The organism is Halomonas sp. JB37, assembly GCF_002332255.1.
GTDB classification, from domain to species: Bacteria; Pseudomonadota; Gammaproteobacteria; order Pseudomonadales; family Halomonadaceae; genus Vreelandella; species Vreelandella casei.
Window position 1 is genome coordinate 1,359,548 of sequence record NZ_NRGW01000001.1, and the last position, 23,924, is coordinate 1,383,471.

The window sequence follows — 23,924 nt, forward strand, 5'->3', positions numbered from 1 at the left end:
TAACAACCTAGGAGGTCAACGTGGCCATTTATCAATATGGCGAGCACCGCCCGGATATTCACGACGACGTATACGTTGCCGAAACGGCAGATGTTATCGGCCAAGTGACCTTAAAAGCGCATTCAAGCGTGTGGTATCAGGCGGTATTGCGCGGTGATTCGGATCACCTTGAGGTTGGCGAAGAGAGCAATATTCAGGATGGCGCAGTGCTGCATGCAGACCCAGGCTTTCCGCTTAAAGTAGGTAAAGGCGTAACGGTAGGGCACCAGGCCATGCTGCACGGCTGCACGGTTGGCGATGGCTGCCTAATCGGTATCCAAGCGGTGGTGCTCAATGGCGCGGTGATTGGTGAAAATAGCTTAGTAGGTGCCGGTGCCTTTATTAAGGAAGGCGCGGTGTTCCCAGCGAATTCCTTAATTGTTGGTTCACCTGCTCGCGTGGTGCGAACGCTTTCCGAAGAAGCGGTGGCGGGTCTGAAGAAAAATGCTCAGGGCTACGTAGAGCGTAGCAAGCGCCATCGCCAAGAACTCAAGCGAATAGACTGACTGCACTTGTCCCGCTCCAAACGCAAACCCCCAGGCCAAGGCCTGGGGGTTTGCGTTTCTGCTACAACAACCGCCACTTTTACATTAACGGGTCGGTCACGCCGATCACGTAGAACGCAACCAGTGCGATGATGCCGGTAAAAATCAGATAGTAAATGGTGGGTAGGATCGTCTTGCGGATCGTTGTGCCTTCTCGGCCCAATAGCCCGACCGTTGCCGACGCTGCGACCACGTTATGGATAGCGATCATATTACCCGCCGCCGCACCTACCGCTTGCAGTGCAATCATCATCGCCGTCGAAAGGCCAAGGGATTGCGCGACGCTGAACTGGAACTCTGCCAGCATTAGGTTAGACACGGCGTTGGAGCCTGCAATGAAGGCGCCCATTGCCCCGACAGCGGGTGCAAAGAAGGGGTAAATGCCACCTACGCCATCGGCCACCGCTTGCGCCATCATCACCGGCATAGACACAAGGTCTGCGCCATTAACACCCGAGTTGATCAGGATACGTACCATCGGCACGGTGAAGACCAACACGAAGCCCGCACCAAAAATCGTTTTGGTGGACTCTGAGACGGCGGCGCTAATTTTTTGTGGATTCATGCGGTGCAAGAAGTAGGTAATGATCACCACTGCTACAATAATTCCACCGGGTAGATACAGCGGCTGCACGCCGCCGCTAACGCCCGCTTCGCCAAGAATGTTGTTCCAGTCCAGGCTGATTGACGTTAACGCGACGCGCAGCGGCTCAATGGTCCGTGATGCGACTAAGAACAGCGCCAGCAATACGTAAGGTACCCAGCCTTTAAAGGTCGACATAGGCGCTTTGCCCGCAACGTCTTCCAGCTTGATTTGTAGATTGCCAATCCACTCATCGGGCCAAGACGAAGATTCAGGAAAGTCCCAGGTATCTTTAGGCAGCAAGAAGCCTCGCTTGGCGGCAGGCACCACAATCGCTAAGCCCACCATAGCGCCTATCATAGACGGGAACTCAGGCCCTAGCAGCACGCCGACTAGCATGTAAGGCACGACGAAGCAGATGCCGGTAAAAATAGCGAAAGGGGTAATCGACAACCCCTCTTTCCAGGAGCGGTTGGCGCCGAAGAAACGCACCATTACCAGCACTAGGATCAGTGGCATTAAAATGCCCACGATGCCGTGAGTAATGGCGACCGAACTAGTGATTTGTTGAAAAAATACGTCCCAGCTAGAGCCGACCGAATCAAGCTGAGCGGTAATGCCCACGCGATCCACACCGCTACCAACGCCCACCACAATAGGTGTACCGACGGCGCCGAAAGAGACGGGCGTTGACTGAATCATCATACCCACAACGACCGCGGCAAGCGCCGGGAAGCCGAGAGCCACCATCAGCGGTGCCGCAACGGCGGCTGGCGTACCGAAGCCAGAAGCGCCTTCGATGAAGCAGCCGAATAGCCAGGCCACAATCAACGCCTGAACGCGCCGGTCAGGACTAATGCCCGAGAATCCGTTGCGAATCGCGGTAATGCCCCCGGAGTGCTTGAGGGTATTAAGCAGCAGGATAGCGCCAAAGATGATCCATAGAAGGCCTGCTGTCTGAATCAAGCCTTGAATAGTCGATGCCACGACGCGGGTAAAGGACATATTCCAAACGGTTAGGCCAATAATGGCAGCCGTTAGGAAAACGAGAGGCATCGCTATCTTAGCGGGTACTTTAAAGCCTACGAGTAGAATGCCGGCCAGCAGCAGCGGCAAGAAGGCCAGAAGTGCAAGTGTCGTTTCATTCATGAGAGGAACTGCCCCTTGTTATTGATTTGGTACGCTCCGCGAAAACCGCCTGGATTGTGTGTTACCAGCCGAGTGTAAGTGAAAGATACGGTTAGGTTAACAAGATGACTACATTGGAAAATTGGTCTTACCTGTTAAAGCCATTTTTAAAGGCGAGTTAAGTGTTGGTTTTTTTGCCTAATATGATGTTTTTAATGTGTTTTTTAATAACCTGTAAAGTGAGGGGTATAGCGCTCTCGTTAGACTAATAGACACCGTTTAGCGGTGCCTATTGCACGCATAGTTTCTTAAGCTCATTGTTGAACCACGCCAAGCGCATTCGCACGTTTGATAACCACTCGTTTCCTCACCATGGGGCAGTACTGATGGCACTAAAACTCTATGATTTATGTGGTCGAGATGAACAGCTTCGTTTCTCACCTTACTGCTGGCGCGTACGCATGACGCTTGCCCATAAAGGTTTGGAATTTACCACCGTGGCGTGGCGCTTTCTCGATAAAAAGGCGCTGGAGTTTGCCGACTACGACAAAGTACCCGTACTTTGCGACGGCGATAAAGTCGTCACCGATAGCTTCGAAATCATGCGTTATTTGGATCAAGCGTATCCCGACGCGCCCGTGCTGGGTGACGGCGTCAGCTATCAGCGCGTGCTGCTGTTCAAATACTTTGTTGAGCGCAGTGTTACACCAGCGTTATTTCGTATCGTGGGTCTGGATTTACTCGCGGCGGTACACCCGGATGATCGCGCTTACTTTCGCGAAACGCGTGAAGCGCGGTTCGGCTGCACGCTAGAAGAATTCAGCCAGCCAGAGCAGGGTAAACAACAGCTCAAGCAGGTGTTGGCACCGGTGCGCGATTTACTGCGTGAAAGCGCATTTCTCGACGGTGACTCCCCCAGTGGTTCAGACTATTTGCTGTTTGGCAGCATGATGTGGGCTTACATCGTATCAACACAGGCGATTGTAGAACCGGGCGATCCGGTCGACGAATGGTTCCAGCGCATGCTTAGCGTTCACGATGGGGTGGCAAGTAATGCCCTGACCGTACGCGACATATAACGCACAGGGCGGTGCAGCCACGGCCGCCTGATGCATTAAGAAAGCCTTAATTTGCTCAGTGAGTGAATCAACGCTTTCATTAAGGAGATGGCAATGATTGATCTGTATTACTGGACAACCCCTAACGGCCACAAAATCTCCATCATGCTCGAAGAGGCCAAGCTTGCGTATCGAGTGAAGCCGATCAACATTGGGCGGGGCGAGCAGTTTGACCCTGAATTTCTCGCGATCGCGCCCAATAATCGCATCCCCGCCATTGTCGATCACTCCCCGCAGGACGGTGGCCAGCCGCTATCGATATTTGAATCTGGCGCGATACTTGAGTACCTCGCCGATAAAAGTGGGCAGTTCCTGCCCTCGGAAGGCCGCGAGCGCTATATCGTCTTGCAGTGGCTGCACTGGCAAATGGGCGGCTTAGGCCCGATGGCCGGCCAAAATCATCACTTCTGCAACTATGCGCCGCAAAAAATTGAGTACGCCATTGAACGTTACGTGCTCGAAACCAATCGGCTCTATAGCGTGCTGGACCAGCGTCTAGCGCACCATACGTTCGTAGGTGGTGATGACTACTCGATTGCGGATATGGCGATCTACCCTTGGATTGTTCCCTGGGAAAAACAGCGCCAAACGCTAGAAGAGTTTCCTGACTTGGAGCGCTGGTTCGATATGGTGAAAGCGCGCCCAGCCGTGCGCCGCGCTTACGCGTTGGTCGAAGATGTTAATCCACAGGCGGGCGTTGAAATGGATGAGCAAGCGCGTAAGCACTTGTTCAATAACCGCTAGTCGCGGGTTATCGGCGGTAATAAAAATACGCTATAAGTGAGCAGGCGCAGCATGAGATAAAATCATGTTGCGCTGCACAAAAAGCACTGTTAACTTTATAGTCAGCAGAGGCAAATGCCTAGCTTAGATCCGCCTAATCAAGGCATGTTGATGTGCTAGCTCACTTATGGGGATATGAAGATGGCTACTAAATCGAGTACTGATCAAACCGCGCAACAGCTTGAATCTGTGTTTGTATCGCCAATGCGCTCTTACACGCTGACCGCACTTGATTACTATGAACAGCTATTCAGTGCGCAGGTGGATGCTGCCCGCGCTTACTCCGATATGGCTATTTCACAAGCGCGGACTTGGCTTGATGTAAAAGACACTGACAGTTTCAAAAAAGCGCTCGAAAGCCAGCAGAAAACAGCCAGTGATTTCATGGAGCGTGTTAAAGGTGACACTGAAAAAGTGACGTCCATCAGTCAAAGCTTTGCTGAAGATAGCAAAAAGCAGGCTGAAGAAACCACCAAGAAAGCGGTAGAAACGGCTAAGCAGTAAGTTAGCTGATCTGGCTCAAAGCGCCGCTCCCTATGGGGTCGGCGCTTTTTTTTTTACGCTTTGCTGGCACGATCGATTAAGCGCAGGCAGGCAATACGGATAATGTGTTCAATGGCCGTTTGCCGTTCGGTTGCCGCAGCGTTGTTCAAGCGTTCTTCAAAGGCGGCTAAAATTGCGCCACGATCTAACCCCTTAACGGCAATCACAAAAGGAAAACCAAATTTCTTTTTATAAGCCTCATTAAGAGATTCAAACTGAGCGAACTCATCGGCACTGCAATGATGTAGACCTGCTCCGGCCTGTTCGCTGGTGGAATCCTGCGTTAATTCGCCTGAGATAGCGGCTTTGCCAGCCAAATCGGGGTGGGCACGAATGACATTGATTTGCTGCTCGCTGCTGGCCTGCTGCAGCATTAGGCCCATAAGCTGTGCCAGCCCATCAGGGGCGTCATGCTCTTCATTTAGGCCGTGATGCCAGGCGGCTTCTGCGACCCAAGGCGAGTGCTCATACACGTCCCCATAGTGAAGCGTCAGCATTTCAAGGCTGCATCGGCTAGGCGCTGGTGAAAGTACTAATGGGCGGTGGGTCGACACTGAAATTCTCCTAGGCATGCAGTTTTTCAAAGCGTAAAGCGATAGACTTAATGTATACAATAAAGAACGGCAGCGGTACTCCTTGACCGATAGGCTCAACGGTACAACGGCATGGATGTCGATCAAGTATCGCCAATAACCTTATAAAATAGGAGCGGCTATGGGGCGTTTAACTACCCACGTACTGGATACCGCCACGGGACAGCCCGGGCAGGGGATTACTATTGAGGTGTTTCGCTTGACCCGCAGTGAACGCCAGCATCTAAGCACCGTCATCACTAACAGTGACGGGCGCTGTGATGCACCTCTTTTAGAGGGCGATGCGTTGACTGCAGCTGAATATGAGCTGGTTTTTCATGCCGGTGACTACCTGAGAGCCCAGGGCGTAGAGGCTAATGAGCCCCGCTTTTTAGATATGATTCCACTGCGCTTTGGTGTTGCTGATGTCAGCCAGCACTATCATGTGCCGCTGCTGCTATCGCCCTATGGCTACTCAACTTACCGCGGTAGCTAAAATCTCCGATTAACTATTACGTGATAACCAACATGCGCGATGAAGAGCACGATATCATTGCGGCTTGGAAGGAATGATCAGAGAGGCTAGCTATGAGTGATGCGCAGGCACCGGTAAAGCGGCGCGCTTCCGTTAATAAAAATAGCAAAGAGGGCGATGAGCGCCACGAAGTGATTTACCGGTCTATCAGCGATGCGATTGTGGAGCAACGTTTAAAGCCTGGTGCCCGGCTGCGTGAAGATGCGTTGTCGGAAGTATTTGGTATTAGCCGTACCGGGATTCGTAAAATCTTACAGCGCTTAGCGCTGGAGCAATTAGTCACACTCACGCCACGCCGCGGCGCTAGTGTTACCCGGCCAACCGCTGATGAAGCCAAAGACGTTTTCGATGCTCGTCAGTTAATCGAGTGCGGGTTAATGCCCGATGTGGCAAGACACATGAGCGACAAAGAAGCCGCTGAGCTTCGCGAAATGGCCCGCCAAGAGCGCCAAGCGCTGCGCAGTGGCCAGCAAAGTGTGGCTATTCGTCTCTCGGCGGATTTTCACGTGCGCTTAGCGCAGCTTTCAAGCAACGCCACCCTGGCGGAGTTTGTTGAGCGCCTGTGCTCGCGCTCTTCGCTGATACTCGCCGTTTACGGTCATCGCGGCCACCTGGGCTGCGAATCCCACGACCACGATGACCTAATCGGGCATTTAGAATCAGGCAACGGAGAGCGCGCTAAAGCCTTTATGAGCCGCCACCTAAAAGCCATCGAAGCTTCGCTTTCCATGGTTGAAGAGCAAGAGAGCGCACCGGATTTGCAGCAGATATTTGGGGGTTAGGTTAGGTGCGCTTCATCAGTTAAAAACATCCCAGCCGCAGTAATTAATGGCAACTCTCATAAAGCCGTCGGTGATTTCACGCAGACTCCAGATGATTAGAGCACCCTGACGCGTTATGTCCTAAACAAACGCCACCGGCTCTGGCCGATGGCGTTTGTTCTAGCAGTTAAAATTTCTCAACTTACCGTATGCTCAGCAAACGCAGACGCTGCCTTAAATTGACGCATTAAGCCGTAGTAGAATAGCCCGCCTAAGCCCGCGCCTATCAGCCAGCCGTATCCGCCTAGGCTTGATAGTGCGGGAGCTAGAACGGTAGAAAGAGAGAACATCGCAGCGGCGCCAAAGGCGATAAGGGCGCGGATGTTCCAACCATTCACGTAATAGTAGGCGCCGCCCGGCGCTGATGAGAACAGCTCCTGCATATTCAAATGCTGGCGCTTGATCAGGTAGTAATCGACCACGATGATGCCGTAGAACGGCGCGACGATTGCACCGAGTGCGTTTACGAATCCGGGAATGCCTATTTGACTGATCACGGAGATCCAAAGCGCGCCGACAAAGAAAGCAATAATGGCGGTAATCAGGCCGCCTGTCTTAAAGCTGATTTTGCTGGGAAACAGGTTGGCCAGGTCATAGGCGGGCGGAATAAAGTTGGCCACTAAGTTAATGCCTACCGTAGCGGCGAAGAAGGTGAGGGCAGCGACAATCGTCAGCGGCAGCGAATCAACCCGCTCAACGATATCGGCGGGGTTGGTCAGTGCCTCGCCAAACAGCACCAGAGTGCCTGCCGTAATAATTAGCGCAATAAAAGAGAAGAAAGCCACGTTAAGCGGTAAGCCTAGCAGGTTGCCAAGCTTCATCTGGCGCTCGGTTTTCACAAATCGCGTGAAGTCGCCAAAGTTGATTACCACCGCTGCGAAATATGCCACCATGGTCCCGACAATGGCCATAAAGGCGGCAATCGAACTGCCACTGGCTTCACCATCGCCGCTAAAAATAGTGCCAATAGCAGGTAGTAATTCGCTGCCCGCCTGATACCAAACAACCGCCATTAACACCAGCATCACCACATAGACCAGTGGGCCTGCCAAGTTTAGAAAGTGTTTGATGCGCTCAATGCCCTGCCAGAAAATCGCGATTTGGAACAGCCAAACAATCACAAACGACACCCACGCCACGCCGGAAAGGCCGAGGAAAGTACTCCCGCTGCCCGCACCAATAAAGGCGGTAATAAGCAGCGTTACCGCGGTTGATGCGAAGTAGGTTTGTACGCCGTACCAGAAGATACCGACGATGGCACGTAGTATGGCGGGCAAATTCGCGCCGCGAACACCCATGCTGGCACGTACCATCACTGGAAACGGAATGCCGTATTTAACGCTGGGCTTACCGGTAAGGTTGACCAAAAACATCACGATCACGCCCGCCAGTATAATGGCAGCCATTACCGCCCAGCCGTTCAGGCCATAACTCAAAAATAACGAAGCGGCTAGGGTATAGCCAAATAGGCTTTGGATATCGTTCGACCAGACGTTAAAGATCTCAAACGCGCCCCAGTTACGATCTTGAGGTTTAAGCGGCGCAAGGTCCTCGTTATACAGCGTCGGGTCGATGTGCCTAATGTCTAAATCACTCACGTCGTTGCTCTCTTTCATTTTATTGGCTCAAGGTTGGCGCGTGGGGTTACTGGCTAAAACGTTGGCAAGGTGCCCAGTACTTCATCAGCAGGTAATAGCTAATGCCTGCAGGGATAAGGCTGGCGTACCAGGAGATCGCCGAGAAAGAAAGCGCCGCCACAATGCCAATCGCCGTGGCAATCAGTGCCGCCGCGTTAACGCCTTTATAAGGCCCCTCCGGGTCATACAGCTTGCTGATATCTAGAGTGCGACGGCGAATGATGTAGTAGTCGACGACGAGGATGGCAAAGATGGGGCCGAGGAATGCTGAATAGGTCTGCACAAACATCTGTAGGCCCGCTGCAGAGCCTGGCTGGACAAGCTTCCAGGGGAACGTGGCAAACGCCAATAGCCCAACGATGACCGTGGCGATTGGAAACTTGATCTTAAAGACATCCATCAATACGTAGGTGGGCGGCACTACGTTATTGAGTACGTTAGTAGTGACCTGCGCGAAGGCAATAAATAGTAGGGTGGTCATCAACAGCGGCGTGTTGTCGACGGCGTTAGCAAATACTTGGATAGGGTCTGCGGTGCCGGTGGCTTGCGAAACCATGTAGCCAATCAAACCCATAAACAGCGTGCAGGGCAGAATTGACATGGCATAAATGGTCGTCAGCAGGCTTTGGGCCGTGCCTTTTTTATGCTCACGTGAGTAGTCGCTAACGTTGAGCATCATGGTGCTGTATATGCCAAGAAATAGCATGGTCGCGCCCCAAAAGGGCATGCCCCATGAGCCTTCCATGGTTAGCAGGCTGGCTGAAAGCTCATCGCCATAGCGCTGCACCGTGGCGTAAAACATGTACATCAGTGAGGCTAGGATAAAAACGCTGCCGATGTTTTCTAGCCATTTGATGCCCTGGAATCCCATGACCGATAGGCCGATTTGCAAAAACTGGAAGGTAATAAAGTAGAAGATAAGATTGTCAAAACCGAACAGCGTAGCCGACACCATATTCAGTGCCCCTGCGCCAATCCAGCTTTGAAAGCCGTACCACACTACCGCAGGCACCGCGCGAACTAATCCGGGTAAACGCGTGCCGGTAAAGCCGAACGCACTACGTGCTTGAACCATGAACGGTATGCCGTACTTGTAGCCTGCGGCCCCGTTAATGGCCAGAGCAATGCCGATCACAAAGCAGCCAATGGCAATGGCCAGCGTAGCTTGCAACAGGTTTAAGGTGCCGACCACACTTGAGCCCATGGCAAAGGTGCCAATGGAAACGCAGCCGCCGAACCACGCCAGAAAGTAGGAGCTACGCCCCATTATTCGGGTGTCTTGAGGGGTCAGGCTTTCAGCCCCCATGCTTTTTGTTCCCACTGCGTCGTTCGCAGTAGATTGATTTTTTGACGCAAGAGCCGAAGTTGAAGCGCTCATGATGTCGTCCTCGCAAGATTATCGGTTTTATTGGTAGCTTGAGTATTTTCATACCCAAGCAACGCTTGCGGCGTGGCGTGCTAATGGACGTGTTGCTTATTTTGTATAATGTTAATTATTATTAGTAGTGTTGCGAGCGTTGTCAGTTAGTGATGTCTGTCAGTTAAAGCGCTGTTCGCCATATCGTAAGACTATGAGTCAAGGGGCAGTGAAAGATCAGAAAGCGCCGCAAACTTACCCGTGAATGCTTTTGGTCGTGGGTAGGCAAGGTCGCCATGCTTACTGGTGTGCAGACCTAAACTAACCAGTGATTCAGCCAGTTTCAGCGCTGCGCTGACGCCTTCAATCACCGGCAGACCTACTTCGTGACTAATCTGTTGGGTCAAATTAGCCATACCGCCACAGCCTAAAACGATGGCGCCGATATCATCTTCATCCCGCGCACGGCAGCACTCTTCGACGATGCGGGCAAATGCAGCCTCAGGATGATGCTCAAGGTCTAAAACCGGAATTTCAGCTGCGCGAATGCGCCGACAGTGGTGGCTAAAACCATACTGCTGAAGCAAGTGCTCGGCGATAATGCCGGTACGCCCCAGCGTGGTGACAATCGAAAAGCGAGTGCTGATCAGCGTGGCAAGATGAAAGGCCGCTTCGGCAATACCGATGACCGGCGCACGGGTCAGCTCCCTTGCGGCAAGTAGGCCCGGATCGCCAAAACAGGCCACCACGTAGGCATCAATACCGACTTCGCGCTCGCCTTTAAGAACCTCTTCCGCCACGCCGACAGCACTAATAACTTCGTCAAAGTGGCTTTCAATTGAAACGGGCCCCGCGTCCGGCTGCGAGGCGCTAACTTGAGTGCCTGCGCCTGCCTGCTGCAGCGCTGCATGATAAATAGCAGCGGTCATGGAGGCCGTGGTGTTGGGATTGATAATTCGTATATGCATGATAAGTAATCCGCACGTGAACAATATTTCTTTTGTTGTATACAAAAATAGGGCGATTCTAAGCGTAGCGCAAGTAACTAAATTGAGCTGGCCTTAAAAAAGGCAATCATGGTCAGCGGCTAGTTGGCTATGAATGCGACTGTTAGATTCATTGTTAGCGTGAAAAAGGCCCGTGAACTCCAGTGTACTAACCTGTGGGCGCGTTGCGGTTGACCGTTAATGTCGCTATTTTGTATACAAGCAGTTTGCGGGTTCTCTAGGTGCGCGCTATACAGGCTATGTTGCACTAAACGATAGCCAAGCATTGGAATCAAGGAGCTATGCATGTCGTCATCACCTTCGAACCTCTACGCTCGTGACCTAATTGGTTACGGACGAAATCCGCCCCACGCTAACTGGCCTGGAAAGGCGAAGATTGCCGTCCAATTCGTGCTCAACTACGAAGAGGGCGGCGAAAATTCCGTACTGCATGGTGATTCAGGCTCAGAGCAGTTTTTATCTGAGATTATCGGCGCGCCAGCCTATCCTGATCGTCACCTGAGCATGGAGTCGATTTACGAATATGGTTCGCGGGCCGGGGTGTGGCGCATTCTGCGCGAATTTGAAAAACGTGATTTACCGCTCACAATATTTGGCGTGGCGATGGCGCTGGAGCGTAATCCTGACGTCGCTCAGGCGTTTAAAGAGCTAGGCCACGAAATTGCCTGCCATGGCTATCGCTGGATTCACTATCAAGAAGTCTCGGAGCACGTTGAGCGGGCGCATCTTCAGCAGGCCATGGAGATTTTTCAGCGGCTTTATGGTGAGAAGCCGCAAGGCTGGTACACCGGCCGCGATAGCCCTAATACGCGCAAGTTAGTGCTGGACGAGGGCGGCTTCCTTTACGATAGCGACTATTACGGCGATGATTTACCCTTCTGGACTCGTGTCACCGATAGCCAGGGCAGTGATCATAATCATTTAATTGTGCCTTACACGCTCGACACTAATGATATGCGCTTTGCCGCCCCGCAGGGGTTCAATACCGCAGATCACTTCTTTACTTATCTACGTGATGCCTTTGATGTGCTTTACGCAGAAGGGGAAGAGGCGCCGAAAATGCTCTCTATTGGAATGCACTGTCGTTTACTTGGGCGGCCTGGGCGTTTTCGAGCATTGCAGCGCTTTTTAGATTATATCGAAAGCCATGACCGCGTTTGGGTTGCGCGGCGAGTTGATATCGCCCGCCATTGGGCCGAGCATCATCCCGCATCAACGTGACATTAAACTAGTTTATTAGGATGTTATGACGCCGCATATCGGACAGCGTATTACCGCTCAGTTTGACGAGTTAAGTGCCCAGGAGCAGCGCGTCGCGAGCTTCATTCTCGACCACTTTGATGATCTGGCGGTGTATAGCGCGGCCGATTTGGCGCGCTTAACCGGGGTATCTAAATCCACGGTCAGCCGTCTGTTCAAACGGCTGGGGTTTGAGAGCTATCGTACCGTTAAAGACCATGCCCGCCAGCTGCGCAACTTAGGCGTGCCGCTAGTGATCGACGCAAATGCCATGCAGGAAGAGGCCGGCGCGCCGTTCCAGCGTCATTTGCAGCGCGAGCAGGAAAATCTGCAGCGCTGCTTGAACGGGATAGCGTCGGAACAGTTTGCTGCGCTGGTAGAGCATCTGGATAGCGCACGCCATGTGGTTGTGATCGGGTTTCGTAACAGCTACCCGTTAGCACTACATTTTCGTCAGCAGTTGATTCAAGCGCGCACCCAGGTGCGGGTGGTTCCACATCCTAACCAGTCGTTAGCGGAAGAAATTGTCGATCTCTCCGAGCAGGATGTTGTGGTGCTGTTTGGATTTCGCCGCCGCCCCGCGGCGTTTGCTGCGCTGGTGGATGCGCTTGAGCGCTCGCCGGCCAAGGTCGCATTAATTGCTGATCCAACCGCGGTGAATTTCGCCGCTCAAGTCACCTGGTTTATGGAAACGCCGCTTGAAAGCCTCTCGGCATTTGATAGTTACGCCGCAGCCAATAGCCTGATTTGTTTGCTGGCGAACGGCGTTTTACACCGTCGCCTGGCAGAGGGACGAGAGCGGATCAGCGCGATCAGCGATATGTACGTTGAGCTCAGTGAACTTGAAACACCGATCATGAGTATCGATTAGCACATACGTTAGAAATCGTTGGCGTTTCAACGTGAGGCGAAGATGTCCGCTAGCGCCCTAGCCTCACGCTGATTCTTGCTATTCGGCGTTCAGAAAGTCTGCCACATCAAGCAGTATCATCTCATTATCATCAGCCTGCCCTTGCTCGCGACCAATCGAGAACGGATAGTTATTGTCGTTGGCGACCACGATAGTTCTTTCATCGACTCTATCCACGTTCTCAATAGTCACAAAGGGAAAATTAAACGTGCCGTCGATCGTGCCTCGCGGTGCGATGCCGTTGGGATCTTGAATGTCCATGAGGTCTATATAGGCGATTTTCTCAAGCACACCTTGCTCGTTCGTGCGATCGAGGTCGATAAGATAGATACGCTTGAACTCGGCGGGATCGTTCGCCCACTCTGCTCTAGGGTCTCCTTGGCGGCTATCACGCTCGATAATCAGGCCGCGGGTGCCCTCAATAAGATTGAAGTCGCCAATGGCATGATCCGCTGACGCGAGTGGGTAATAGCGAGTTGTATCGCCCCATTCGCCTGTGTCAGTGCTGAGTTCGAACATTCTTAAGACGGGAGTGCCATCAATGGTTTCCGGGGCATTATCATTACTGTCCCATACAGGCTTTTCCAACAATGGATAGAGCGTTGTGTGGTCTTCGGAGAGCGCCATACCCTCATAGCCACCGGAGCGAAAAACGACAACATCATCTGAAAGTGGTGCGCCGGGGTTTGGGGTCAGGGCAAAGGCATTGTCGGGCGAGCGCATCATCGTGCCGCCTGGGTTTGTGGCTATCACTTGCAACACTTCACCCTCCTTATTGACCTGGATAATCCAGGGGCCGAATTCATCACCAATCCAGTAGGTATCACCCACCGGCTGGATCGATTCGATGTCGAAATCAGCACCGGTCAAAAATCGCCCGGGGGTGGCTTCATTCATAATAGGGAAGGGTACCTTGCGGTTTGGGTCCGAGAGTTGAACGGTCTCCTCAATAGTGACGCGTCCGGTTTTCCAGTCGGGGTTTATGATGTTAAACATCAGTATGATATCGGAAGAGTTCGCCTTAGAGCCAAAGCCGTTATCGGTTAAGACCAGAAAACGATCGTCGCCAAGCGAGCGTATACCTGAAAACCCTTGCAGCGGCTGGCTGGGAAAAGGGAGCGCTAAACCAGTGGCTTGTAGGTTAGTGTATAACTGCTCAATACGTCCTTCTTCTCCAGTAAAGCGGCCTGAGGTGTTGTAGTGTTCAGCGGCGCCGGATGGGGCCGCTACAAACGTGCTGCCGGGCAGTTGAGCATGACTGGACAAGGTGGCAGGAAAGGCCTGCTGAGAATAAGCTGAATCCGTAAATACAAAGGCGAGTAAGGCTGTGGCGAGTATCGGTTTCATCATCACTATTTAACCTTTGCAAAGAAGATAAGAGGTAGCTGAGCAGGGTCAGCTACCTCTATCTTCTTCAACAAAGGTGATAGTTGAATGACAGAAAGCAGATCTTTTAATTTCTGGCCGTTTTGACTATTTTGGCTAACGTTTTTTGTTTACTGGTTAACCATTCCACTGAGTCGCCTGAGCGAACACAAGAAACGCCAACGCAATCAGCACCCATATGCAAAAGAGGGGGAAGAAGAACTTGACCCATTTTTGCCACGTCACCCCAGCCAGTGCCAGCGTGGCCATAAAGTAGCCTGACGTTGGGTAAAGAATATTGCCAATGCCGTCGCCGAGCTGGAAAGCCAGCACCGCGGTTTGTCGTGTGACGCCAATAATATCGGAAAGCGGTGCCATCAGCGGCATAGTCACCAGGGCCTGACCGCTACCGGAAGGAATGATGAAGTTAAAGCCTAGCTGGGCGAAGAACATGCCAATAGCCGACAGTAACGTGGGCAGGCCGCCAACCAGATTGCCCAGTCCAAACACCAGCGTATCCATGATCTGACCATCTTCCAGCATCACGGCGACACCGCGAGCAACCCCTGCGATCATCGCTCCCACGAGCACATCACGGAAGCCCTGGTTAAAGCCTGCGCATATTTCGTCGGTGTTAAGCCCCGCGATCAGCCCCACCACAATCCCCATAATGATGAAAAGCCCGGCCATCTCCATCATGAACCAGCCTTGCTGTAACACGCCGTAAATTAGCACGCCGAAGAAGGCAAAGGCCGCGATTGCGGCTAGCTTTTGACGACCGTTGGCCACCAGTGCGCGGCCATTATCGGCATGCTGATAGAGCGAACGCTTTTCAGACTCGCCCGGGTCACTGCTGAGCAGGCTAAAGGATGGTTCGTTATGCACTTTGCGGGCGTAGCGCATGACAAAGAAAATGGCCGCCGCCAGCATGACAATAAACGCCAAGATGCGCAGCCCGTAGCCTGAATAAAGCGGGAGTGCTGAAAGCTGCTGGCCCAGGCCGGTATTGATGGGGTTGAGTACGCCGGTAGTGAAGCCGACAGTAGTGGCACATAAAGCCACCGCCGCCGCCGTCACTGAGTCAAAGCGTAATGCAATCATCAGTGGCAGGATTACCGGGACGTAAACCAGCGCCAGCTCCTGGGTGCCAATAACGGTCGCGATGAGGGCAAATACTGTCATCAGCACTGGAATGGTCAGCAGGCTTTGTCGGGCAAAGCGCCTAGTCAGCTTATCGACACCAATCTCGATAATGCCGGTATGCCTCAATACCATGAACATGCCGCCAATCATGAAGGTAAAAAAGACAACTTCCCCGGCACTCATCAAGCCGTTGGGAATCGCCAGCATGAAATCGACAATGCCCACTGGAGAGGGGGCTATTTGTTCATAAGAGGTCGGGTCGATGGTGATACGACCAGCCGGGCCTGGAACGCGCTCGAACTGCCCTGCGGGCACAAAGTGCGTGGCGATCGCCGCTAGCGCAATAAATATGAACAAAACGGCGTAGATATCGGGGATTCTACACCAGCTTTTCTTAGGCACTGGGCGTTCAGGGGAGGGCGAAGGGGGGATTTGTTGGGACATGCGTTGCCTCGCGTTATTTAAAGCCACCCTTGAGGGCAGCCGTTGTTATAAATGCCTAGTTATAAATGCTTAGTTATAAATGCCTAGTGTGAGCCGAGCAATGACATCGTCTAGCCACTAGATCAACAAGGGCCAAACGGTGAAGCACTGTCATTTGAGACACTGTCATTTGAAACATTGCCATTTGAAGCATGGTTCGTATGGTTTTAGAATTATGAAACGAAAGTTTCTAAAGAAGTTACTATTGGGAGGAGTGTTTCACAAGGGCTTTGCGAAAGATCGCTTTAATGTGTGTCGCAGATCTTGTATACAAGATGTTTTCTTTATTTTAATAAAATCAGATAGGACCAATCATGCCAGCTACTTACTACGCTCCCACGGGCGGTCATCCGCCGCAAACGCAGTTAACCGCTGACCGCGCTGTTTTTACCGAAGCCTATGCGCTGATTCCTAAAGGCGTGATGCGTGACATAGTGACAAGCAATTTACCGTTCTGGGAAGGCACGCGCCTGTGGGTGCTCGCGCGGCCGCTATCAGGCTTTGCTGAAACATTCTCACAGTACATTATGGAAGTGCAGCCCAACGGCGGTAGCGATAAGCCTGAGCTGGACCCTCAAGCTGAAGGCGTGCTGTTTGTGGTGGAGGGTGAGTTAACGCTTATATTAGCGGGCGAGCGCCATACCATGGTGCCCGGTGGCTATGCGTTTATACCGCCTGGCAGTGATTGGCAGGTACGTAACGAATCAGCAGCAGCAGTGCGCTTTCATTGGGTTCGTAAGTCCTTTGAGTTTGTCGAAGGGCTCGACGTGCCTAAAGCGTTTGTGGTCAATGAGCAAGACATTGCCCCTGTTGAAATGCCAGGCACCAACGGAAGCTGGGCGACGACACGCTTCGTTGATCCTAATGATGTGCGCCACGATATGCATGTGACCATTGTAACGTTCCAGCCGGGCGGCGTTATTCCCTTCGATGAAACCCACGTGATGGAACATGGCCTTTACGTGCTGGAAGGTAAGGCGGTTTATCACCTTAATCAGCAGTGGGTTGAAGTAGAGGCCGGCGACTTTATGTGGCTGCGCGCATTCTGCCCCCAAGCCTGTTACGCCGGTGGGCCAGGACCGTTCCGCTATCTGCTATATAAAGACGTTAATCGTCATCCCGCCCTTCGTCTGAAATAACGTGTAAGGACAACGCAATGCTTAAACTCACTGCTACACCGCTAACGGCAGAGGCGTTTGCCCCTTTTGGCGATGTGATTGATGCGCGCAACGCCGCGTCGTTCCCTATCAACGCTGGTCGTACCCAGCGCCATCATGACCTCGCTAAGGTGGAAACGCTGGGTGAAAACGGCCACACGCTGATCAACATTTTTATCAGTCAGCCGATCACACTGCCGCTTGAACTGACGTTTTTAGAGCGCCACCCTCAAGGCAGCCAGGCGTTTATGCCGCTGCATGAAGAGCGCTTTATCGTGGTGGTGGCCACTCCCGGCGAGCATATTAACTCAGGTGACGTGCGTGCCTTTGTGACCGACGGCCATCAAGGCGTCAACTACCGTGCAGGCACCTGGCATGCCGTTCAATCGGTGCTGGAACGAGAAGGCGAGTTTTTGGTGGTAGATCGAGGCGGTGACGGCAATAACTGCGAAGAGTTTCCCATGGCGATAACCGTGACCTTGGAATAATCCGTGCCTGTGAGTGGTACCGCTGTCATATAGAGCGCGTTAAACTGATAAGCTAGTGTTATTCAATAGAGTCTCGTTATCCAATAGCGTCACTACAGGCTAATTCGCATGGTGGGAATATTATGAGCGCACTGCACTTTTCTTCGATCCGTCGTACCAAAATTGTCGCCACTCTTGGCCCTGCCAGTGATCGTGAGGGCGTATTGGAGGCCATGCTTGCTGCGGGCGTGGATGTGGTGCGTTTAAATTTCTCTCATGGTACCGCCGATGATCACCGTCGACGCTTAATGCAGGTACGTGAAATCGCCGCGAAGCTAGGCCGTAGCGTTGCCGCTTTGGGCGACCTTCAAGGTCCCAAAATCCGTATTGCCCGTTTTCGTGATGGTGCGGTGGTGCTCAAAGAAGGCCAGCCGTTTATTCTCGATATGGCGCTAGACGGCGATGCAGGTGATATTCACCAGGTGGGCTGCGACTACACAACGCTGTCGCAAGATGTCTCAGCAGGTGATCGCCTGTTGCTGGATGATGGTCGCGTCGTTCTAGACGTTGTTCGCGTCAGCGGCCAGCAGGTGTATACCGTTGTGGTCGTGGGCGGCAAGCTTTCCAACCATAAAGGCATCAACAAGCAGGGCGGTGGGCTTTCTGCCCCAGCGTTGACTGAAAAAGATAAAGAAGATCTGAAAACTGCCGTCGAGATTGGCGTGGACTACTTGGCCATTTCTTTCCCCCGCCACGCCGAAGATATGCTGGAGGCGCGCCGCTTGCTGGGCGAGGCGGGCAAAGATATTGGCTTAGTCGCGAAGGTTGAGCGTGCTGAGGCCGTGGCGGATGACGCCACCCTCGACGGTATTATTGAAGCATCGGAAGCGGTGATGGTGGCGCGGGGTGATCTCGGCGTTGAAATTGGCGATGCGAAGCTAGTCGGCGTTCAAAAACGCATGATCAAGCGTGCTCGCTCACTTAATCGCGCGGTGATCACTGCTACACAGATGATGGAAAGCATGATTTCGGCGCCGCTGCCCACACGGGCAGAAGTGTTCGATGTGGCTAACGCCGTGCTGGATGGCAGCGATGCAGTGATGCTCTCAGCGGAGACCGCCGCAGGCGACTACCCGCTTGAAACCGTAGAAGCCATGGCGCGGGTTTGTTTAGGCGCTGAGCGTGAAAAATCAGCCCAAGAATCCGGCCACCGTATTCATGAAGGTTTTGCTCGCCCTGATGAAACCATTGCGCTTTCAGCGATGTATGCCGCGAATCATATGACTGGCGTTAGCGCGATTGCCTGCATGACGTCTTCTGGCTACACGCCGCTGATTGCATCGCGTATTCGTTCTGGTTTGCCGATCGTGGGTCTGGCACACAACCCTATCGCACAGCGCCGCATGGCACTGTATCGCGGGGTGGTGTCGCTACCTTTTGATACATCTGAAATGTCACCCACCGAGCTAAATGAACGTGCGCTTGAACTGCTGGTGAAAACCGGTATCTCAAAAGCCGGAGATCACGTGATTCTGACCCGCGGCGATCACATGAACGCTCATGGGGGCACTAATACGATGAAAGTGATGGAGATTACCGACCAGCACGCTGAGCATAACGGCTAATAGACGACGTGGCTGGATGCTGGCCTGCTGCTGATAGGTTCCCCATATGTTGGGGAGTTACGCGCATCATAAAAGGAAGTACGCATGAACTCTACGCGTCGCACGCTGCTTAAGGCGTCGTTACTGTTACCGCTGGCGGCACTGTTGCCGATGTCGTTACTTAGTGCTGTGGCGTGGGGGCAGGCGAAGCCAGCCGGCCTGCAAACGCTGGCGCTTGCTATTCATAGCGAGGATGGCCCGCATCGTGTAGACGTTGAAGTGGCGGAAACGATTGCTCAGCGTCAGCGTGGTTTGATGGAGCGTGAGAGCATGCCAGCAAGCAGTGGCATGCTGTTTCGGTTTGAGAGAGAACAGTCGGCTAACAATGCCTTTTGGATGTATCACACGCTAATCCCCCTCGATATTGCCTTTATCGATGGCAATGGGCAGATTGTCGCCATCAATACCATGCCGCCTTGCGAGTCCTCTGAGCCCAGTCGTTGCCCTTCCTATCCGGCCGGTGCCGCGTATTACTCGGCGCTAGAGGTTAACGGCGGATACTTTGCCGAGCGCGGTATTAAAGTGGGCGACTGTGTATCGGTCCCTGATGATGCAGGTTTCTGCCAGCCCGCACCCTAAGCTAGACGGGGTGCGCGGCGGAATTTAATCACAATCAGCGCGATACCTGAGACCACCAATCCTCCACCTATCAGCTTGTGAATGCCTAGGCTGTCGCCCATCAGCAGCGCGCCTAGGCCCACCGCAAATACGGGCGTTAGAAGCGTCATGGGAATGACGCGATTGATCGGATGGCGCCGCAACAGTGTGTACCAAATCCCGTAAGCGACAATCGATGACATGACGGCGGTGTAAATGATTGCTCCCCAGCCCACCCAGCTTGCCTGCTTAATTGCCTGCCATTGACCACTTTCAAATAGCCACGACCCTAGCGCTACCTGAGGTACTGCAAACAGCGCCACCCAGCCTGCGAGTGCCAGTGGGGCAATCGGTGGGCCGCGCTTAATTAACAGCTGCGAGATTGCCCAGCCTAATGCGCTCAGCAGCAAGATAGTTAATGGCAAAGGCGACGGCAGCGTTGGCCCTCCCGCAATGACGGCTATACCGGCAAAGGAGAGCAGCAGCCCGACGATACGCTTAGGCCCCAGCCGTTCCTTAAAAAACACCACGGCCAATAACGTGGCAAACGGTGTACCCATTTGCACGAGCAGCGCGCCGGTACCCGCTTCCGCGTGCTCTAAACCAATGAATAGCAGTGCAAAGTGAAGACTGCCGAACGTCACTGATAGCAGCAGTAAAAACGGCAGCTGCGCGCGTGCGACGGGATAGAAGGGTACTAGCAACGCTGCGACCAGCATAAAGCGAATGGTGGTTATCAATAGCGGCGGTAGTTCTTCCACGCCTACCTTGATAACAATGATGTTTAACGCCCATATAGCGATAACGAAGAGGCCGAGCAGCAGGTCGCGTAGGGGCACGTTGATGTCCATGGCAGGAAGGAAACAGATAGCCATTGTAACAGCTTGAGAGAGCGCCAAAATAATACAGCGATAGAGACTATCTTTGCCATGCCGACCTTAGGCGTCTTTCTTTCGCGCGCTAAGTGAATACAATAAGTGTGGCTTCAACGAAAAGCCTCGCCACGGCTATCCGCACGCATCCTAAATGTACATCATAAAAATAGATAAAAAAGGAATCACCATGACGCTGACACGCTCAATGGCTCGTTTGACTGCCGGCCTGGCCGGTGCGGCACTACTTTCTGCCTCCCTTTCTGCTCAAGCCCGCGAACTTTCGGTTTCTACCGTGTTGTCTGACGCGTTTCCCTGGGGGCAGGCCGCCGAGAAGTGGGCTGAGTTAGTAGAAGAGCGCAGCGACGGTGAGCTGACGCTGCGTGTGTATCCCAACTCCCAGCTGGTTTCTGGCGATCAGACGCGCGAGTTTTCCGCCATGCGCTCGGGTTTAATCGACGCCGCGGTGGGCTCGACGATTAACTGGTCGCCTCAGGTGCCAGAACTTAACCTCTTTTCTTTGCCGTTTTTCATTCCAGATGAAGCCGCGGTCGATGCGGTGACCGGTGGTGAAGCGGGCGACTTGGTGTTTGCAGCGATCGAATCGCGTGGTGTTATTCCATTAGCGTGGGGCGAGAATGGCTTCCGCCAAGTCTCGAACTCACGCGAGGCGATTACTCAGCCCGATGATTTAGACGGCTTGAAGATTCGCGTGGTGGGTTCGCCGCTGTTCCAGGATACGTTCTCGGCACTCGGTGCGGACCCCACGCAAATGAGCTGGACCGACGCGCAGCCGGCGTTAACTACCGGGGCTGTCGACGGTCAAGAAAATCCGCTGTCTGTATTTGACGTGGCGCGTATAGACCAAGTTGGCCAGGCGCATTTAACGCTTTGGAACTATATGAATGATCCGCTGATTTTTGCGGTGAATCAGCAGGTATGGGGGTCGCTGAGCGAAGAGCAGCAAACCATGCTGCGCGAAACTGCGTTAGAAGCCGGTGAGTGGGAAATCGCGATGACCCGTGAAGAAGAGAGCGAACGCTTGGCCGCCATCGAGGAGCGCGGCGTGACGGTAACCGAGCTTACCGATGAGCAGTATCAGGCGTTTGTTGAGGCCACGCAGTCGGTCTATGAGAAATGGGTGCCACGGATTGGTGAAGACGTCGTCAACGCTGCTCAAGCGGCCATTGATGCCCGCTAAGCGATCTCTATGACCGTTTACTACCGGCCCCAACGGCCGGTAGCTTTGTTGCTGTGAGGCTGCCATGAAAGGCTTTCCTGATGCCCGCCTTGAACGCTGGTTGGGCGCGCTGGCATTAAGTATTATCTCTTTGATTAGTCTTGGAAATGTTGTTACTCGCTACTTAACCGGCGGCTCTTTTTCGTTCACCGAAGAGTTTTCCGTTTTTTTGTTAGTGATTCTGACCTTTGCCGGCGCCTCGGTGGCGCTGCGGCGTAATCGGCACATCCGCATTAGCTTTTTAGAGCGCGCATTGCCGCCGAAGTACCGCCGCGGACTGATCGTATTGCAAGCGCTGTGCGTTGCCATTGTGCTGGGTTTGATCTCTTGGTATGGCGGTAAATTAGCCTGGCAAGAGTATCAGTGGGAGTCACTTTCGCCAGGGCTTGGGTTGCCCCAGTGGTGGTATTTAGTATGGCTACCGGTCCTGACAGCCGCCATGCTCTGGCGGTTGGTACAGCAGACGCATGACCGTTTGACGGGGAGACTCTCCGATGAGCCCTGATGTATGGATGATTCTGGCCTTTGCAGGGTTATTGATTGCTGGCGTGCCGGTGGCATTTTCATTGGCGCTTTCCGGCGCGGTGGGCATCGTAATTGGACTGTCGCCGGATATGCTTGCCACGTTAGGCACTAATACCTACAACAGCATCGCTAAATATCCCCTGATTGCGATTCCGCTGTTCATTTTAACCGGGCTTATTTTTGAACGCTCAGGCGTGGCACTGCGGCTTGTGCGCTTTGCTCAGGCGTTGATTGGCCCCCGCCATGGTGGCTTGGCGTTAGTGGCGGTACTGGTATGCATGATTATGGGGGGCATGAGCGGTTCAGGGCCCGCCGATGCGGCGGCTGTCGCGATGGTGATGCTACCCAGTATGACCAAAGCCGGTTATCCCAAACCTTTCTCAGCCACGCTGATCGCAGCATCGGCTTCTACCGCGATTCTTATTCCACCCTCAGTGGCGCTGATTCTTTACTCGATTGTCGTGCCCGGCGTTGATCTACGTGCTCTTTTTGCGGCGGGTTTGTTTCCAGGGATTTTGGCGGGCATCGCGCTGTTAGTCCCTGCGATGATTGTTTCCAAACGCTATGGCTGGGAAGGCGGAACACCGGTGGAAGGCGCTGAGCAGCTCAGCGTGCGCACCACGTTTAAGCAGGCGATACCGGCGCTATTTGCACCGGTGCTGATTCTAGGCGGCCTGCGCTCGGGCCTATTTACACCGACAGAAGCCGCCGTTGTCGCGGTTGCATATGGGGCACTAGTTGGGCTGTTTTTCACCCGCGAGCTATCGCTTCGCGATTTGTGGGAGCTGCTCGGCGAAGCGGCGATTATTTCCGGTGTGGTGATGTTAATTATCGCCCTGGCGGGTATTTTTGCCTGGGCGGGGACAATGCTGGGCACCTTCCGTCATTTAGCGGAATGGGTGATTGGCCTGACCGACAACGGCGTATTACTGCTTGTTTTGGTGATGCTGGCGGTGTTGGTGGCGGGCATGTTGCTGGATGCCATCTCGATTTACTTAATCATGATGCCCATTCTGATTCCCGTGATGCAGCACTTTGAGTGGAATCCGGTATGGTTTGGCATTCTCTTAGCGATGAATATTGCGATCGGGCAGTTTACGCCGCCGGTTGCGGTCAATTTAATGGTGACCACCGAAGTGGCAAAAATTCGCTTGGAACAAACGATTGGGTGGGCGCTGCTGTTTGTGGTCGCGATGGGCTGTGCGCTGGCGCTGGTCGCACTGTTCCCCGCAATCGCGCTGTGGCTACCCACTGTGCTGGGCTATAACGTTTAATAAGCGCTTAGTCCCTGGCACATAAGAACCCTGGAGGTCGAGCAAACTGCGAAAATCATTATTCCCTATGCGAAAACGGTATGGGGTTTAACGCTTACTAAACGTTACCGGCCGTTAAACTACTATCTTCCGCGGTCATATGCGCTTTAAATGGACGATGAGGCGACGACTCATTGCCAAGCGTGCTTTTTCGTTAAGCATTTTGTTTTTCGCCAAACGTTTTGTTTTTCGCTAAAGTAGTAATAACAGGTAGCCATGCCGGTGCCTGTCACAGATTGTCTAAGCAATAGATTATCTGCAGATATAGCACGCCTTTAGAA

General features: G+C 53.2%; 23 protein-coding genes. 15 read left to right on the plus strand and 8 right to left on the minus strand.

All coding sequences use genetic code 11. The features are described 5' to 3' along the window. The first annotated feature begins 20 nt into the window (after positions 1–20). A complete protein-coding gene (locus tag CIK78_RS06350) occupies positions 21–545 on the plus strand; it encodes a gamma carbonic anhydrase family protein (protein ID WP_096278286.1) in 525 nt (174 codons plus the stop codon). A 79-nt stretch (positions 546–624) separates the two neighbouring features. Here CIK78_RS06350 and CIK78_RS06355 read toward each other — a convergent pair whose 3' ends face one another. After that, positions 625–2,316, minus strand: a complete 1,692-nt coding sequence (locus tag CIK78_RS06355; RefSeq protein ID WP_096278288.1) for an L-lactate permease — start codon at positions 2,314–2,316, stop codon at positions 625–627. Between the two features lie 365 nt (positions 2,317–2,681). On the opposite strand from CIK78_RS06355, the gene CIK78_RS06360 reads away from it, so the two are divergent. The 3 genes from CIK78_RS06360 to CIK78_RS06370 all read left to right on the plus strand — a co-directional run bounded on the left by CIK78_RS06360 (position 2,682) and on the right by CIK78_RS06370 (position 4,700). Next, a complete protein-coding gene (locus CIK78_RS06360; protein ID WP_096278290.1) occupies positions 2,682–3,374 on the plus strand; it encodes a glutathione S-transferase N-terminal domain-containing protein in 693 nt (230 codons plus the stop codon). Between the two features lie 93 nt (positions 3,375–3,467). Then, positions 3,468–4,157, plus strand: a complete 690-nt coding sequence (locus tag CIK78_RS06365) for a glutathione S-transferase N-terminal domain-containing protein (RefSeq protein WP_096278292.1) — start codon at positions 3,468–3,470, stop codon at positions 4,155–4,157. A gap of 180 nt (positions 4,158–4,337) precedes the next feature. Beyond that, positions 4,338–4,700, plus strand: a complete 363-nt coding sequence (locus tag CIK78_RS06370; protein ID WP_096278294.1) for a phasin family protein — start codon at positions 4,338–4,340, stop codon at positions 4,698–4,700. Between the two features lie 53 nt (positions 4,701–4,753). Here CIK78_RS06370 and uraD read toward each other — a convergent pair whose 3' ends face one another. Further along, entirely contained in the window at positions 4,754–5,293 is a 540-nt protein-coding gene (gene uraD, locus CIK78_RS06375; RefSeq protein ID WP_096278296.1) for a 2-oxo-4-hydroxy-4-carboxy-5-ureidoimidazoline decarboxylase, read from the minus strand. A gap of 160 nt (positions 5,294–5,453) precedes the next feature. Here uraD and uraH point away from each other — a divergent pair, with 160 nt between their 5' ends. Together uraH and CIK78_RS06385 are read left to right on the plus strand one after the other, a co-directional pair. Beyond that, positions 5,454–5,807 (plus strand): hydroxyisourate hydrolase, encoded by a 354-nt coding sequence (gene uraH / locus CIK78_RS06380; RefSeq protein ID WP_096278298.1) that lies wholly within the window; start codon positions 5,454–5,456, stop codon positions 5,805–5,807. A 92-nt stretch (positions 5,808–5,899) separates the two neighbouring features. Then, positions 5,900–6,628, plus strand: a complete 729-nt coding sequence (locus CIK78_RS06385) for a GntR family transcriptional regulator (RefSeq protein ID WP_096278300.1) — start codon at positions 5,900–5,902, stop codon at positions 6,626–6,628. A 176-nt stretch (positions 6,629–6,804) separates the two neighbouring features. Here CIK78_RS06385 and CIK78_RS06390 read toward each other — a convergent pair whose 3' ends face one another. The 3 genes from CIK78_RS06390 to CIK78_RS06400 form a co-directional block, all read right to left on the minus strand. Beyond that, entirely contained in the window at positions 6,805–8,283 is a 1,479-nt protein-coding gene (locus CIK78_RS06390) for an NCS1 family nucleobase:cation symporter-1 (protein WP_096278302.1), read from the minus strand. 28 nt (positions 8,284–8,311) lie between these two features. Continuing rightward, complete coding sequence (locus CIK78_RS06395) at positions 8,312–9,682, minus strand: NCS1 family transporter (RefSeq protein ID WP_096278304.1); 1,371 nt, start codon at positions 9,680–9,682, stop codon at positions 8,312–8,314. Positions 9,683–9,873: 191 nt separating this feature from the next. After that, positions 9,874–10,629: an aspartate/glutamate racemase family protein gene (locus CIK78_RS06400; protein WP_096278306.1), complete on the minus strand. Its 756-nt coding sequence runs from the start codon at positions 10,627–10,629 to the stop codon at positions 9,874–9,876. Positions 10,630–10,953: 324 nt separating this feature from the next. On the opposite strand from CIK78_RS06400, the gene puuE reads away from it, so the two are divergent. Together puuE and CIK78_RS06410 are read left to right on the plus strand one after the other, a co-directional pair. Then, a complete protein-coding gene (puuE, locus tag CIK78_RS06405) occupies positions 10,954–11,889 on the plus strand; it encodes an allantoinase PuuE (RefSeq protein WP_096278309.1) in 936 nt (311 codons plus the stop codon). A 25-nt stretch (positions 11,890–11,914) separates the two neighbouring features. Further along, positions 11,915–12,778, plus strand: a complete 864-nt coding sequence (locus CIK78_RS06410) for a MurR/RpiR family transcriptional regulator (protein ID WP_096278311.1) — start codon at positions 11,915–11,917, stop codon at positions 12,776–12,778. 78 nt (positions 12,779–12,856) lie between these two features. On the opposite strand, the gene CIK78_RS06415 is transcribed toward CIK78_RS06410, so the two are convergent. Then, positions 12,857–14,167, minus strand: a complete 1,311-nt coding sequence (locus tag CIK78_RS06415) for an esterase-like activity of phytase family protein (RefSeq protein ID WP_225734285.1) — start codon at positions 14,165–14,167, stop codon at positions 12,857–12,859. Between the two features lie 153 nt (positions 14,168–14,320). After that, the gene (locus CIK78_RS06420; protein WP_096278315.1) at positions 14,321–15,769 is read right to left on the minus strand and encodes a YfcC family protein; all 1,449 of its coding nucleotides are present in this window, start codon (positions 15,767–15,769) and stop codon (positions 14,321–14,323) included. A 353-nt stretch (positions 15,770–16,122) separates the two neighbouring features. On the opposite strand from CIK78_RS06420, the gene CIK78_RS06425 reads away from it, so the two are divergent. The 4 genes from CIK78_RS06425 to CIK78_RS06440 all read left to right on the plus strand — a co-directional run bounded on the left by CIK78_RS06425 (position 16,123) and on the right by CIK78_RS06440 (position 19,675). After that, positions 16,123–16,947 (plus strand): bifunctional allantoicase/(S)-ureidoglycine aminohydrolase, encoded by an 825-nt coding sequence (locus CIK78_RS06425; protein ID WP_096278317.1) that lies wholly within the window; start codon positions 16,123–16,125, stop codon positions 16,945–16,947. A 17-nt stretch (positions 16,948–16,964) separates the two neighbouring features. Beyond that, entirely contained in the window at positions 16,965–17,453 is a 489-nt protein-coding gene (locus CIK78_RS06430) for an ureidoglycolate lyase (RefSeq protein WP_096278320.1), read from the plus strand. 122 nt (positions 17,454–17,575) lie between these two features. After that, entirely contained in the window at positions 17,576–19,057 is a 1,482-nt protein-coding gene (gene pyk, locus CIK78_RS06435; protein ID WP_096278322.1) for a pyruvate kinase, read from the plus strand. Positions 19,058–19,141: 84 nt separating this feature from the next. After that, on the plus strand, positions 19,142–19,675 hold the full coding sequence (locus tag CIK78_RS06440; RefSeq protein ID WP_096278324.1) for a DUF192 domain-containing protein: 534 nt from the start codon (positions 19,142–19,144) through the stop codon (positions 19,673–19,675). Here the strand turns inward: CIK78_RS06440 and CIK78_RS06445 are convergent. Beyond that, positions 19,672–20,532 (minus strand): EamA family transporter, encoded by an 861-nt coding sequence (locus tag CIK78_RS06445; protein WP_096282295.1) that lies wholly within the window; start codon positions 20,530–20,532, stop codon positions 19,672–19,674. The genes CIK78_RS06440 and CIK78_RS06445 overlap by 4 nt on opposite strands. A gap of 223 nt (positions 20,533–20,755) precedes the next feature. Between CIK78_RS06445 and CIK78_RS06450 the strand changes: the two genes are divergently transcribed. From CIK78_RS06450 to CIK78_RS06460, 3 genes are all read left to right on the plus strand, one after another. Further along, positions 20,756–21,766, plus strand: coding sequence for a DctP family TRAP transporter solute-binding subunit (locus CIK78_RS06450; RefSeq protein WP_096278326.1), 1,011 nt, complete (start codon positions 20,756–20,758; stop codon positions 21,764–21,766). A gap of 64 nt (positions 21,767–21,830) precedes the next feature. Further along, positions 21,831–22,310 (plus strand): TRAP transporter small permease, encoded by a 480-nt coding sequence (locus CIK78_RS06455; protein WP_096278328.1) that lies wholly within the window; start codon positions 21,831–21,833, stop codon positions 22,308–22,310. Next, complete coding sequence (locus CIK78_RS06460; RefSeq protein WP_096278330.1) at positions 22,300–23,604, plus strand: TRAP transporter large permease; 1,305 nt, start codon at positions 22,300–22,302, stop codon at positions 23,602–23,604. Before CIK78_RS06455 ends, CIK78_RS06460 begins: the two co-directional genes overlap by 11 nt. The last annotated feature ends 320 nt before the right edge of the window (positions 23,605–23,924 follow it).